The organism is Nostoc commune NIES-4072 (assembly GCF_003113895.1).
In the GTDB taxonomy this organism is placed as follows: domain Bacteria; phylum Cyanobacteriota; class Cyanobacteriia; order Cyanobacteriales; family Nostocaceae; genus Nostoc; species Nostoc commune.
The window spans coordinates 3955905-3970238 of record NZ_BDUD01000001.1; the positions used below are offsets into that span (position 1 = coordinate 3955905).

The 14334-nt window shown below is 35.6% G+C and carries 12 protein-coding genes; all 12 read left to right on the forward strand.

What is annotated here, in order from left to right; translation table 11 throughout:
• Positions 1 to 55: 55 nt before the first annotated feature.
• The 12 genes from CDC33_RS17555 to CDC33_RS17610 all read left to right on the forward strand — a co-directional run bounded on the left by CDC33_RS17555 (position 56) and on the right by CDC33_RS17610 (position 14318).
• Positions 56 to 1375, forward strand: coding sequence for a hypothetical protein (locus CDC33_RS17555; RefSeq protein WP_146195833.1), 1320 nt, complete (start codon positions 56 to 58; stop codon positions 1373 to 1375).
• A complete protein-coding gene (locus tag CDC33_RS17560; protein ID WP_109009569.1) occupies positions 1372 to 3120 on the forward strand; it encodes a glycosyltransferase family 39 protein in 1749 nt (582 codons plus the stop codon). The genes CDC33_RS17555 and CDC33_RS17560 overlap by 4 nt, the downstream gene beginning before the upstream one ends.
• Before the next feature lie 56 nt (positions 3121 to 3176).
• Positions 3177 to 4001 carry an ABC transporter permease gene (locus tag CDC33_RS17565; protein WP_109009570.1) on the forward strand — a complete coding sequence of 275 codons (825 nt, stop codon included), beginning with the start codon at positions 3177 to 3179 and terminating at the stop codon, positions 3999 to 4001.
• A gap of 98 nt (positions 4002 to 4099) precedes the next feature.
• The gene (locus CDC33_RS17570; RefSeq protein WP_109009571.1) at positions 4100 to 5383 is read left to right on the forward strand and encodes an ABC transporter ATP-binding protein; all 1284 of its coding nucleotides are present in this window, start codon (positions 4100 to 4102) and stop codon (positions 5381 to 5383) included.
• Positions 5384 to 5414: 31 nt separating this feature from the next.
• Positions 5415 to 6194 carry a methyltransferase domain-containing protein gene (locus CDC33_RS17575; protein ID WP_109009572.1) on the forward strand — a complete coding sequence of 260 codons (780 nt, stop codon included), beginning with the start codon at positions 5415 to 5417 and terminating at the stop codon, positions 6192 to 6194.
• A gap of 18 nt (positions 6195 to 6212) precedes the next feature.
• Positions 6213 to 7535: a glycosyltransferase family 4 protein gene (locus tag CDC33_RS17580; protein WP_181374051.1), complete on the forward strand. Its 1323-nt coding sequence runs from the start codon at positions 6213 to 6215 to the stop codon at positions 7533 to 7535.
• Between the two features lie 232 nt (positions 7536 to 7767).
• Positions 7768 to 8793 carry a glycosyltransferase family 2 protein gene (locus CDC33_RS17585; protein WP_109009573.1) on the forward strand — a complete coding sequence of 342 codons (1026 nt, stop codon included), beginning with the start codon at positions 7768 to 7770 and terminating at the stop codon, positions 8791 to 8793.
• A 231-nt stretch (positions 8794 to 9024) separates the two neighbouring features.
• A complete protein-coding gene (locus tag CDC33_RS17590) occupies positions 9025 to 9966 on the forward strand; it encodes a glycosyltransferase family protein (RefSeq protein WP_109009574.1) in 942 nt (313 codons plus the stop codon).
• 44 nt (positions 9967 to 10010) lie between these two features.
• On the forward strand, positions 10011 to 11243 hold the full coding sequence (locus CDC33_RS17595; RefSeq protein WP_109009575.1) for a glycosyltransferase family 4 protein: 1233 nt from the start codon (positions 10011 to 10013) through the stop codon (positions 11241 to 11243).
• A 133-nt stretch (positions 11244 to 11376) separates the two neighbouring features.
• The gene (locus tag CDC33_RS17600) at positions 11377 to 12411 is read left to right on the forward strand and encodes a glycosyltransferase family 2 protein (RefSeq protein WP_109009576.1); all 1035 of its coding nucleotides are present in this window, start codon (positions 11377 to 11379) and stop codon (positions 12409 to 12411) included.
• A 139-nt stretch (positions 12412 to 12550) separates the two neighbouring features.
• On the forward strand, positions 12551 to 13210 hold the full coding sequence (locus CDC33_RS17605) for a class I SAM-dependent methyltransferase (protein ID WP_181374052.1): 660 nt from the start codon (positions 12551 to 12553) through the stop codon (positions 13208 to 13210).
• A 7-nt stretch (positions 13211 to 13217) separates the two neighbouring features.
• The gene (locus CDC33_RS17610; protein WP_181374053.1) at positions 13218 to 14318 is read left to right on the forward strand and encodes a glycosyltransferase; all 1101 of its coding nucleotides are present in this window, start codon (positions 13218 to 13220) and stop codon (positions 14316 to 14318) included.
• Positions 14319 to 14334 lie beyond the last annotated feature (16 nt).

Genomic DNA, 14334 nt, shown 5'->3' on the forward strand with positions numbered 1-14334 from the left:
TAAAAAATAGCAATATTTAAATTAGTTTAATTCGTGACTTTATAATAAAATATATATGAAATTTATTTTAGGTATATATAATTACATAATATATCAAATAAAGAAAACAAGTAGTTTTGATGGACGGATTATAGTTATAACATGTTTGTCAATATATTTCTTGATGATATATTCTTCGACTTTATTTACAAACTACTATGATTTTTGGAATTTACTAGGGGTTCCAGCTAGACCCTATCCTTTTGGTGATTTATGGGTAATTACATCAGGGATTGAATGCCATCGTCTAGGCTACAACATTTATAAGGAAAATCCCTGTAATCCTTGGCCTTATTTTGCAGAATTTAACTATCCCCGAATATGGTTATCGCTTACTAATTTAGGGTTAAGTAGTAGCCATACTATATTACTCGGAACATCAATCATAATAATATTTTTAGTTATGGTTTTGATAAGTATTAAGAATCTAAATTTTGCAGAGGGACTAATTTATAGCCTTGTATTGTGTTCTCCAGCAGTAATGTTAGGGATCGAACGAGCAAATAACGATCTAATTATCTTTATCATTTTGTCTATTTCTCTTTTATTGATAAACAGTAGCCAAATCATTTGGCGGCTTACTTCTTATTTATTATTATTATTTGCAGCAATATTAAAAATATACCCAATTTTTGCCTTGTCTTTAATTTTGAGAGAAAGCAGAAGAAAGTTTTTTATTATTACCACATTTTTAACTGGAGTCTTTGTTTCCTATTTAATTGCAGAATTTAATAATTTTAAACAAGTTTATTTAGCAACACCACAAGTAAATTATTGGTCTTATGGTTCCAAAATTTTGCTTAGTTCTTTATTTAATCATATTAAAGCCATAATAAAAACTCTAGGTATAAATAAACAGTCTATTTATAGAGTCTTGCCTGATTCTTTTTCTCAAAAAATAATATTGTTGCTAGCTATTGTGATCTTTGTATCGTGTTTAATATACATATTGTATAAACTCAATTATCAAATAAATGAAAACATTAACATAAATTTTATAGATGCTTTTAGATTAGGAGCTAGTATTTATATTGGTAGTTTTTTAATAACTAATAGTTGGGCTTATCGCTTAATTTTTTTAATCTTCACTCTTCCTCAGATTTTATCTTGGATGAAAAAAGAAAGTTGTCTACGTTTTTTGTCTATGTTTTCAATACTTGCAATAATATTAACAGTTTGGATAAAAATAAAAGCAGTCGCAGGATTATTATTTTATGTTGATCAGATTATGAATTGGGTTATATTGTTTTACTTTATTTATACTTTAATTTTAACTCTGCCTCAATGGTTTAAAAAACAGTTGTTTATTATCGATAATAAGGCATCTCAGCTATGAGTATTACTAATAATTTAAGTAGCAAAAAGTTCAAACTTTCAATCCTCGATCTAAAGAATATTTTAGTAATAATTTTTATATGGAGTGCCACAGTAATTCTGGTAAATCCTCTAGGAAATTTTCCCTTAAATGATGATTGGGCTTATGGGTGGAGCGTCAAAACATTATTAGAAACAGGAAATTTTCAACTTTCAGACTGGACTGCTACAAATCTTTTACCCCAGGTGTTTTGGGGAGCGCTTTTTTGTCTACCTTTTGGCTTCTCATTCACTGCACTTCGATTTTCAACTTTGACTTTAGGATTAATTGGTGTCATTACAACTTATGATTTATTGAGAGAGGCTAATTCTAGCCCTAAATATTCTCTGGTTGGAGCGCTTATAGTCGCACTTAATCCTTTATATTTTGTACTTTCTAACTCATTCATGAGTGATGTGCCTTCTTTTACATTTGCTATTTTAGCTTTGTATTTTTTAATACGAGGTCTTAAACGAAATTCTCACTTTGAAATTTTAATTGGTATAGTAGTTGCTTTTGTATCTATCCTTAATCGCCAGTCTAATCTAATAATTCTTCCAGCATTTGGTTTTGCATACTTGCTAAAAAAAGGTTTAAATAGCCGAAACATTGTTAAGGCTTTTTTTCCAACTTTAGTAGGTATAGCTTTGTATCTATCTTACTCTAAATGGTTACAGCTTACTGAACGCATACCTATCCTATATAATTTTCAGGCTAAACAATTACTAAAATCTTTTTCAAGTGGTTTTCTGGAGATAATTTCGATATACTCTGAAAACCTACTTATATTTTCAATATATTTAGGATTATTTTTGTTCCCTTTATTGATAGTTAAGTTTCCTATTCAATACCACAAATTATCTTTTACTAAAAAAAGGATTAGCTTATTTACTATTTTTATAATAGTGGCAGCAGGAATAGTATATTGTTTAGCTGCAAAGAAGCAAATGCCTTTAGTAGGTAATGTCATAAATCCTTTTGGTTTAGTTTATGAAGAAGCATTTTTATTAAAACCTATTTCTATAACTATTATTAATATAATTTGGAAAAATATTACAATAGTAGGCTTGATTGGTTCTGCTTTATTATTTCAGTATTTTTCAATTGCTTTTTTTAAGCTAGTTAATCAGAAACAAAATATAGAGGTAGAGAAAAAGTGGTTGCTCGTATTAACTCTTTTTACTATTTTTATGTATTTCTTACCAATTGGAGTGTTAAAAAAAATCTATTGGTTTGATCGCTATCTCATTTTTTTATTACCCTTGTTAATGATGCTTGTCTCAATTACAACGAAAAACGGTAGTAAAAAGAGGATTGCTTCTTGGGCAGTATCTACATCCTTAATTATGCTTTTGTTGTATGGAGGGTTTACTATTAGTGCAACTCATGACTATCTTTCGTGGAATCGGGTTAGGTGGCAAGCCGTCCATGATTTAATGCAAGAATTTCAAGTATCTCCCAATCAAATCAACGGTGGGTTTGAATTTAACGGCTGGTATTTCGGGAACAGGCTGGAAAAATGCAACCCTAAATATCAAAAAAGTCCAAGAGACAGCAGTGGCAACTGGGCTGACTTCACTTGCCTTTGGGGTGGTAATAATTACAAATATACTATTTCTTTAGTACCTCAAATTGGATATAAAGTAGAAAAAACATATTCTTATAGAAAATGGCTACTTTGGAGTAAGGAAAACCTTTATCTTTTGCGCCAAAATACAAATGCTTAAAGCCACATTTTTAGTTGTAACTAAAATAGTCACGCAGCTTGAAAATAAATTTAATAATGAATAAACAAGAACTAATCATTGAAGCAGGTCGTACTGAAAAGCAGTACTGGAAAGACTTATGGAAATATAGAGAATTATTTTATTTTCTTGCTTGGCGTGATATTCTGGTGCGGTATAAGCAAACAGCGATTGGTATTGCTTGGGCACTGATTCGTCCGTTTTTGACGATGGTGGTTTTTACAGTTGTATTTGGACAATTGGCAAAGTTGCCTTCACAAGGTGCGCCTTATCCGATTCTGGTGTTCTCAGCAATGTTACCTTGGCAATTCTTTGCAAATTCACTTTCTGAGTGCAGTAATAGTTTGATTGGCAATGCCAATTTAATCTCAAAGGTATATTTTCCTCGCTTGATTGTACCCACAAGCGCAGTAGTAGTCAGCTTTGTAGATTTCCTGGTTTCGGGGATGATTTTACTAGGGCTGATGGCTTGGTATAACTTTGTCCCCAGTTGGCGAATTTTGACACTACCAGTGTTTATTGCTATTGCCTGCGCTGCTTCATTGGGGGCGGGGTTGTGGTTTGCTTCTTTAAATGTCAAATATCGTGACTTCCGTTATATTGTGCCGTTTATTGTGCAGTTCGGTCTCTATATCTCGCCTGTGGGATTTAGCAGTAGCGTTGTTCCAGCAAAATGGCAATTGCTATACTCTTTAAACCCAATAGTAGGAGTGATTGATGGCTTCCGATGGGCAATTTTGGGAGGCGATTCAAAGTTATCTTTGCCGGGTTTTTTACTATCTTTTACAGTAGTGTTTTTATTATTGTTCAGTGGTATTTGGTATTTTCGCAAGACAGAACGGACATTTGCAGATGTAATTTAAAGGGATGAGCTAAAGCTAAATTTAAAAAGGCGATTGCTCAAACTTTCTTGCATTAAAAATAGAATATAACAACACCATAGTGACAAAATAAAAAGCCAATGTCTGAAAGTTTTATTACAGTTGATAATCTAGGCAAAAAATACATTATTGGGCATCAGCAGCAAGAAGGCTACACTGTACTACGCGATGTAATTGCCAATGGTGCTAAAGGTTTACTTAAACCGTTCCTAAATAGAAAATCCCACATCCAAAATTCCCAAGAAGAGTTTTGGGCGTTAAAAGATGTTTCATTTGAGATTAAGCAGGGTGACAGAGTTGGGATTATTGGGCGAAATGGTGCAGGTAAATCTACGCTTTTGAAAATTCTTAGCCGGATTACTGAACCCACCAAAGGAAGCATCAAAATTAAGGGGAGGGTTGCTAGTTTGTTGGAGGTGGGTACGGGATTTCATCCAGAGTTAACAGGTAGAGAAAATATCTACCTTAATGGTGCAATTCTAGGGTTGAGCAAAGTAGATATTAAGCGTAAGTTTGATGAAATTGTAGCCTTTGCAGAGGTAGAAAAATTTTTAGATACGCCCGTTAAGCGGTATTCATCGGGGATGTACGTGCGGTTAGCGTTTGCAGTGGCGGCGCATTTAGAACCAGAAATTTTGATTGTAGATGAAGTATTAGCAGTTGGAGATGCTCTGTTTCAGAAAAAATGCCTGGGTAAAATGCAAAATGTTGCATCTGAAGGAAGGACAGTGATTTTCGTCAGTCATCAAATGGCTACGATTAGTAATTTGTGTTCTTCTTGCATAATTCTGCAAAGTGGTGAGTTAGCTTTTTATGGAAAAACTGAATCCGCTATTAGGCGATATTTAGACACTGGTAATCAACATCAGCAGGAAGTTAAAATTAATTTACAAGCCTTCCGCCCTTCTTGGGCGAAACCTTTAATTACTTCTGCACGAATTTTAGATTTGAATGGTCACGAACAGACAACTTTTCCTTTAGGAGCAGGGTTAATTATTGAAATGACCTTCAATACGTATGTTTTGACTAAACTCAAGGCTCCTGTAATGGGTGTTGTGATAAATCATGCAACCTTTGGAACGGTTGGGGGAGTCAACACTAGGATGACAGGATTTGAGACTGATGAGACAGCAGGTACTGCTGCAACAATGCAATGTATTCTAAAAGAAAGTTGCTTGCTACAAGGAAATTATTATGTAGATGTTTGGTTAGGCGATGGTTCTACTGATGTTGATACTTTAACAGGTTATTTAAGCTTTCGTATTGAGGAGACAGACGTTTATGGAACTGGTCGTACTCCGTTTGCTAATATGGGAGTTATTTTTCTTGATCCTGTTTGGAATATTTGCACTATTAATTATTAAAATAATCTAGAAAAAGTTGGAGATAATATATATGAGTAAATCCCATAATCTTAAAAATGATTTTTATAAAAAAGAATTTTATGATGCAATTAAATCCTATTCTCTTGAATCTGCTGAAGTAATTGTTCCTTTAATTTTAGATATCATACTTTGTAGAAGTATAGTTGATATTGGTTGTGGAGACGGTACTTGGTTAAAGGTATTCCATGACAATGGTGTAAAAGATATATTAGGTATTGATGGTAGCTATGTAGATGAAAACATTTTGGTAATTCCTAAATCTAATTTTATTTCTTGCGATTTAGAAAATCCTGGGAAATTAGAAAATAAGTTTGATATAGCTATATCTTTAGAAGTAGCAGAACATTTACCAATTCAATGTGCTAGCTTATTTATTGATTATTTAACATCTCTTAGTGATGTAATTGTATTTTCTGCGGCTATACCTGGTCAAGGTGGTGAGAACCATATTAATGAACAATGGCCAGAATACTGGTCGAAAGAATTTAGTAGCAAAGGTTATATAGTTTTTGATTACCTTAGAAAAAAAGTGTGGAATAACGAAAAAGTAGCTGCTTGGTACAGACAAAACCTATTATTGTTTATCAAGCAAAGTTACTATGAAAAACAACCATTCCTACAGGAAATACTCAAGCCATATGAAGTTACAGATTTTTCTTTACTATCTATTGTGCATCCAGAAATTTTCTCCATAAAAATTGATATGCTCAAATCAATGACCATTTCGTTAGATATAAATAATTATAAAAGACAAACATTTTTGAAAAAAATAAAAACTATTATGAGCTAGGGCAAAAAATTAAAATTTATGAACATATTATTAACTAGCCCTAGTAGTGATGAAAGTCAGACTTTGAAAAGTACTCATTCACAATTAACAATCGCTCTGATGCCTTGTGATGGGCTATTTGAAGACTTTTTTGATACAGTTGGGGTTTCTTTTGACATCTTTCGTACAGAGCTAACGGGCGGTTGGATGTTTAACTATATCGAAGCTCTGCAACTTGTAGGCGTTCAGGTAGTATTAATATTTATTTCATCTCACGTTTCTGAAACATGGCGTTTTCGCCATGAACCCACGGGTGCGACCGTATGTATATTACCAGATTCAATACTTCACCGTGCTTTTCGCTACAGTACTTATAGGATGGGAGTAGCAAAGAAAGGAGTAATTAAAAGTCTAGATTCTTACCTAGTTTTGCCGTTAGTATTACTTGCTAGTGAACTAAAGCAACAAGGTGTTGATGCTATATTATTTCAAGATTATGAAAACCCTAGCTTCGATGTTTGCGTTCTGTTTGGAAAATTAATGCAGATGCCTGTTTTTGCAAGTTTCCAAGGAGGTTGTAGTCAGCGTAGTCGTTTTGAACGTCCAATACGTCCATTTACATTAAGAGCAAGTACAGGATTGATCATCGGATCAAAAACAGAAATACAACGCGTAAGTGATCGCTATCAGTTACCATCCCAGAAGTTAATGCAAATCTTTAATCCAATGGATGTAACAACATGGCATCCTATGGATCGAAAGCAAGCACGAAAAATGTTAGGTATTTCAGATCATGCTCGTGTAGCTATCTCTCATGGTCGTATAGACATTATCCACAAAGGCTTAGATATTTTACTGGAGGCCTGGAAACAAATTTGTAGTGAGCTTCCGAATCAAGAATTATGTTTGCTTTTAGTAGGTTCAGGTAGTGATGTACAGGAATTAGATCAATGTATAGCCTCTATGCAAATAACAAATATTTTGTGGGTAAATGAATATATTCGCGATCGCACTCTGCTTTGGCAATATATCTCGGCGGCAGATGTTTATGTTCTCTCATCTCGATATGAGGGCTTTCCTGTGGCACCTATTGAGGCGATGACTTGCAAATTACCTGTAGTCGCAACTGATGTTAATGGCATACGGGATATTTTTAACGAAGGTGAAGCTTCAGGCGGAATAATAGTACCATGTGAAGATGCCACTGCTTTAGCTGCTGCATTAGGTCGGATTTTAGATGATACATCTCTTGGACATGAATTAGGAAAACGGGGTCGCCACAGAGCAGAACAAGCTTTTTCATTTGAAGCGATCGGCAAGCAAATGCGTAATTTTATTTTTAAAAACGAAGCTGACAAATAATCAAATACTTTCTGTTTCTCTGGTAAGCCCCGACAATCTTTCAAGCAGAATTCAGAGATGGGTGTTGTGTTCTGTGATAGCTTTTACCTCATTTGAAAAAAAATTTCATGAAAATTCTGATGTCTATATCCAAAAATAATAGTGCATTAAAATACATAAAACAGTTAAATAGACTACGTGCTATTGCTGAATTTGCAGTGTTTTATACCCACGTTATGCCTAAAAACTAGTCATGAGTAAGCAACACCAGTATAGAGCTAGTATTTCATCGGTGCCAAAAAATACTCTACAACCTTTGTGGTCAGTTATGATTCCCACATATAACTGTGCAAATTATCTGCGTGAAACCCTGAGTAGTGTATTAGCGCAAGATCCAGGGGCAGATGTCATGCAGATAGAGGTAGTTGATGATCACTCTACTAAAGATGATCCTGAAGCTGTTGTTAGAGAACTAGCAGGCAATCGGGTTAGTTTTTATCGACAGCCTCAAAATGTAGGTCATACAAAAAATTTTAATACTTGTTTGCAGCGATCACGTGGAAAATTGATCCATATACTACACGGCGATGATTGCGTGCGACAATGGTTCTACGTCAAAATGCAGCAGGCATTTAATGACAAACCAGAAGTAGGTGCTGCCTTCTGTCGTCATATTTTTATAAATGAACAGAGTCATTGGCAATTTATCTCTGAATTATTGCAGCCTAAAAGTGGACTATTGAATAATTGGTTAGAGGATATTATTGTCAAACAATACATCCAAACACCTTCAATTGTAGTACGACGTGAAGTATACGAAAGTTTAGGAGGATTTGATTCTCGTTTCAAGTTTTATTATGAAGATTGGGAAATGTGGGTAAGAATAGCTACTCAATATGCAGTGTGGTATGAAGTTGAACCACTAGCAGCATATCGATTACGTTCAGCTTCCAATAGTGGACACAGTATACGTACTGGTGAAAATATGCAAGATGTACGTAAAGGAATTGAGATTGTTCAATCTTACCTTCCTAATTATCTATCTCATGCTATTGTAAACAAGCTATTAAATCAAAATAGAGAGCATTCTGCACTTTGCGCTCTGAATACTGCACAACAAATGCTTTCTATTGGTGACGTAGAAACTGTCACTAATCAAATTCAAGAAGCGCTTAAATGTAGCCACTCTTTCACAATCATAAAGCTTGCTGTTAAACTTTTTCTGAAAAAGACAGTACGTCAAATTTTAAAGCCAGTTAACACGCTCATTGAGAGCTAAACTTCCTTTATATCTAGCCAGAAGAAAAATTTTATTTTGGATTTTGATGATTAAAATAAAAAACAATCATTGCCAATGCTAAATAGTTTATTGCTAAATGTTTGTCATAATACACGTACTCGTTGAATAAAGTGAATTTTCTAATTAACTACACATATAAAAAAATAATATCTAAAAATTTAAACTTTTTAGATTAAAGACTAAAAGCTGAGATTAATTAACAACTAAATTATGTCACTATCAACTCCTGTAGGCTTCCTCATATTTAACCGACCCGATTTAACCGAACAAGTATTTGCAGCTATTGCCCAAGCTAAACCTCAGAAGCTATTTGTCATAGCTGATGGGCCACGCTTTCCTGAAGAAGAAGAAAAGTGTCAGCAGGCTAGGTCAATTATTAATAAAATAGATTGGAAATGCGATCTTATAACTGATTTTTCTGATGTAAACTTAGGATGTGGTCGTCGGGAAGCTACTGGATTTGATTGGGTTTTTTCTCAAGTGGAAGAAGCAATATTTTTAGAGGACGATACATTACCAGTACCATCTTTTTTTAGTTTTTGTGAAGCAATGCTGGAGCGTTATCGACATGATGAAAGAATAATGCATATTAATGGTGATAATTCTGTTAATCAGGATAGAACCGAATATAGCTACTACTTTTCAAAATATATGCATGGGTGGGGCTGGGCTTCTTGGCGAAGAGCATGGCAACATTATGATTACAGAATGAAAACTTGGCCCGAGTTTAAAAAACAAGGCTTAGTTAAACTCATTTTTGAAAATTTATATGAGCAAAAATATTGGACAAGCATATTCGATCAAATGTATGATGACCCACAAATAATAGATACATGGGATTATCAATGGACGTATGCTTGTTGGTCGCAAGGGGGATTAGTCATTGAACCAAACAAAAACTTGATTTCTAATCTTGGCTTTAATCGTTTAGATGCTGCCCATACAGTAAATGACGATCCACGATCTAAATTACCAATAAATGATATCTGGGAAATCAAGCATCCTCCATTTATAGTCAGACATAAAGAGGCAGATATGCACAGCTTTGACCAAATTTTTGGAGGTCAAGAAATGCGAGAGCAGGATAAACCGTTTGTAAAAATCCGTCGGCGCTTGTCTTCAATTAAAAGAAAGCTAACTTTCCAGGCTTGAACTCTACTACAAAAATAATCAATAGGAACTAAGTAACAATAATCATGAATGTTCTACAGATCAATTATTCAGATATTGAAGGTGGAGCAGCTATAGCAGGTTATCGCCTACATGAAGGTTTGCTAGCTAAAGGTATAAATTCCCGATTGTTGGTGGGAGTTGTTAAAACAGATAGCGATCGCGTAGCGGCTATTTCTCGTGGATACCGTCTTGAAAATCAACTGTATCGCTTCACCGTGCGTTTAGGATTTAACTATATTAACCTGTTTAGTAGCTTTGATATTCCCAAGCATCACTTCTATAAAGAGGCGGATATCCTTAACTTTCACAACCTTCATAATAATTACTTTAACTACTTAGCAATTCCCTCATTAATGAAAAGTAAACCTGCTGTATTTACGCTTCATGATATGTGGAGCTTTACTGGTCATTGTAGTTATAGTTATGACTGTGAACGCTGGAAAATTGGTTGTGGTAAATGTCCTTATCTGGATACCTATCCAACTATCAACAGGGATAGTACTAGTCTGGAGTGGAAACTAAAAAACTGGGTTTATAGCCGCTCTCATCTGGCTATCGTCACTCCTAGCAAGTGGCTAACAGAACAAGCCAAACAGAGTATGCTTAATCGCTTTCCAATTCAGCATATTCCTTATGGAATTGATACAGAAGCTTATCAACCTCTTGATAGCGAGCAGTGTCGTTCCTTACTAGGTATTCCAATTAACAAAAGAGTTCTCTTATTTGGGGCGCAAAGTTTGCAAGACTCTCGTAAGGGTAGCGATCTGTTGCTGAAAGCGTTACACCATCTACCTGAGTATCTCAAAGCTGAGACAGTACTGCTGACATTAGGAGAAGGTGGCGAAACAATCACAAAAACCTTGGGAATACAAACTCTAAACTTAGGTTATATTAGCAGCGATCGCTTAAAATCTATTGCCTTTTCTGCTGCGGATTTATTTGTTTTTCCTACTCGTACTGATAACCTACCTTTAGTTTTACAAGAGAGCATGGCTTGTGGTACACCAATGGTTTCTTTTAAAATTGGTGGTGTTCCTGACTTGGTAAGACCTGGTATTACAGGTTATTTGGCTGAACCTGAAGATGCGTTAGATTTTTGCAGTGGTATTGTCAAATTATTAGAGGATAAAGAATTACGCGATCGCATGAGTGAAAATTGTCGAACGATTGTCCTCAAGGAATATTCCTTGGAACTGCAAGCACAACGATACATTGAATTATACCAACAGGTTTTGTCACAGAAATGTTGGAATTAGGGCGATGCTTTCGATGGGCTACGCCTACGCTCCTCAAGTGAATATTTGCGATCGCATTAGTCAGAACTGACGAGCCATCAAAGAGAACTGCAAGCACTTTATCCGTATAGCTTTCACATCAAAATGCCTTCCGATGAATATTAATACTACTTTGACATTAAAAGATTTACCCTCACCACCGGAAAGCAAAACAGGCTGGCCTTGGACAGAACAGACAGAACCATTGTCAAAGATAATGCTAAACGGTTGTGAATGGCCACGTATTAGTATTGTGACACCTAGTTATAACCAAGGGCAATTTATTGAGGAAACAATACGTTCAGTTCTTCTGCAAGGATATCCCAATCTAGAATACATTATTATCGATGGAGGCAGTGTAGATAACACAATTGATATAATTCGTAAATATGAACAGTGGATTTCCTATTGGGTTAGTGAGCCAGATCGGGGGCAAACAGATGCTATTCAAAAGGGTTTTGAGCGTTGTACTGGTGTGATTTGGAACTGGCTTAATTCAGATGATTTGTTAGAGGTGAATGCCTTACAGGCAATTGCTAAAGCAAATTTACAAGAACCCTTATCAACAGTTTATAGTGGAAAGTTAAATATATTTGATAATTCAAATCCATCGCTTACATATTTGCATATCGAACGGTTTCAAAAAATATCTGATTTAATTTGTGTCTGGGAAAAATGGGGAAACCCGCAACCAGTTACATATATGTCATGTTCTGCCTGCCATCTAGTTGGCGGACTTGATGTTTCATTAAAGTATACGATGGACTATGAGTTGTATTTAAGATTAGCTCTATTGCCAAATTTTAAAGTCAAGCTTATAGATAATACGCTAGCTAAATTTAGATTGCATTCAGACTCTAAAACAGTTAGTCAGCAGATTGCTTTCAAGTCTGAAATTGCTCAAGTTTTTGATAAATTTGCTAATCAGCATCCAGCAATTATGCCTAAAGGCTGGCGTTCGTCTAGAAGCAGATTTCAATTTCATCTAGTTCTAGATCAACTAAGTAGTCACTACAGTCATAAGATTCCTTTAACCGAATTTATACAACAGTCTTTTTCTTTATTACCACACATTTGGAACTATCGGTTTTTTTGGGCTTATCTGTTTTCTTACTTAAAATCTCTGCAAATTTTACCTAAAGCCTCTTGAACTTAGAGAATTTCTGCATTCCTTGTACTGTCATATAAACACCATTATGAATCCTGTAAAGAATTTTTTCTACTATCGGCCTTTTGCGGACTTGGCACTTTGCCACTTTCTAAAAAAGAGGCTGACTTTACCTAATATTTTGCTTTCAGAACTATTTGACAACTTTGAGTCTCAACCTGTCACGTTCCATCAATTTCCTCGTGGAGCTTGGTCTACTCCTTTAGCAGATGTCGCCTCTTTACTAAAGGTAATAGTTTGCAGTCAACCTAAAAGACTAATGGAAGTAGGTAGTTTTAGAGGCTATACAGCTCTATATTTAGCCCAACATATTGCCTCAGATGCCAAAATTATTACTGTAGACCAATATCCAGATCATGGTGAAGCTTACAGAAATACACCTTACTCCTTCATGATTGAAAGAAGAGTTGGCAAAACTAACGAGGAAATTTTTCAGCAAGATTTACCTGGGTCTTATGATTTCATCTTTCTCGATGCAGATCACTCCTATGCAAGCGTAAAGCATGATACTGAACTACTTTTGCCATTGCTTTCACCTAACGGCTTTTTCCTATGGCATGATTATGCCAACTGGGGTTACTTTGATGGTAAAAATGGTGTCCCAGAGTATTTGAAAGAACTCTCTGAGCGCTTACCCATTGCTCACATTATTGGTTCAGATTTAGCTATTTACTCCCCCGCCTGGGCTGGAGAACAAAAACAGCTTTATTTGAAAGCGACTCAACCAAAGGTTAATCCTAATCAGGTAGATGTTTGGGAAACAACCTCGTTACGAGGATAGAAAACTGATGATTTTCCTTTACTCCGATGTATTGTATCGTGCTGGTGGAATAGAAACTTATTTGCACGCTTTGGCAACTCATCTACACCAAGAAAAAATTCCCTTTCGTGTGGTAGTAGCTGAGTTAGAATCTTGCCCCTTAGTCGATGAGTTAGTCAATAAAGGTATCAATATTTACCGTCAACCTAGAGTATGGGGCGATCGCTGGTTAGTGAGACAACGCCTGATGTTGGCTTGGCTCAGTACTCAGTTAAAGCCTGGAGACTGGGTATTTTGTGTACGCCAACCTATGCCAGAATTATATTTAACTATAGTACGTCTGGTTCATCAGTGCGGTGCGAGAATTGCTGCTAGTTGGATGTTTGCTCCAGAGTTTATCCCTCCACTTCCACCCTACGGACAAAAATTCTGTCAGGCTGTAGCTGAAACAGATGCTGTTATTTCTGTATCCAGATGTACTGTTGATCAATTTAAACAGGTATATGGTTACACAGGTAAAGTTCATGTCGTGCCATATCACAATTTATTACTGTTTCCACAAATAGTTCCTTTATCGTCAAGTCCACCTTGGAAAATAGGATTTTTGGGAAGATTAGAAATAAAACAAAAGAATCTTGATACTCTACTAAAGGCGATCGCAACGTTAGTTAAAAATGGAAAGCTAGTAGAACTACACCTCTACGGACGCGGGCCGGATCAGCCGAAACTGGAAGCATTAGCACTGGAACTGGGTATTAAGCAGCAAGTTATTTTTCACGGTGCTTATGATCATCGCCAAGACTTGCCTGATATCATGGCAAATTGCCATTTATTTGTGTATCCTTCCAGGTTTGAAGGTGGCCCCTGCTTTACACTATTAGAATTGATGCAAGCCGGACGCTTTTGTGTAGCAGCAAGAGTAGGGGGAATTCCTGACTTATATGAGGGATATCCAGAAGTTGGTTCACTGGTTTCACCTGATAATCCAGAAGAATTGAATCAAGCACTTGCCATTGCTCTAGAGAAAATAGCAAATAGTTCTATAGATGGTGAAAAAATTCGTGCTAGATACTTTTCTGGCTTTGATATGCAATCTGCTCATCAAACTTGGACTTCTGTAATTGATTGAAAACTTTTAGCAGGAA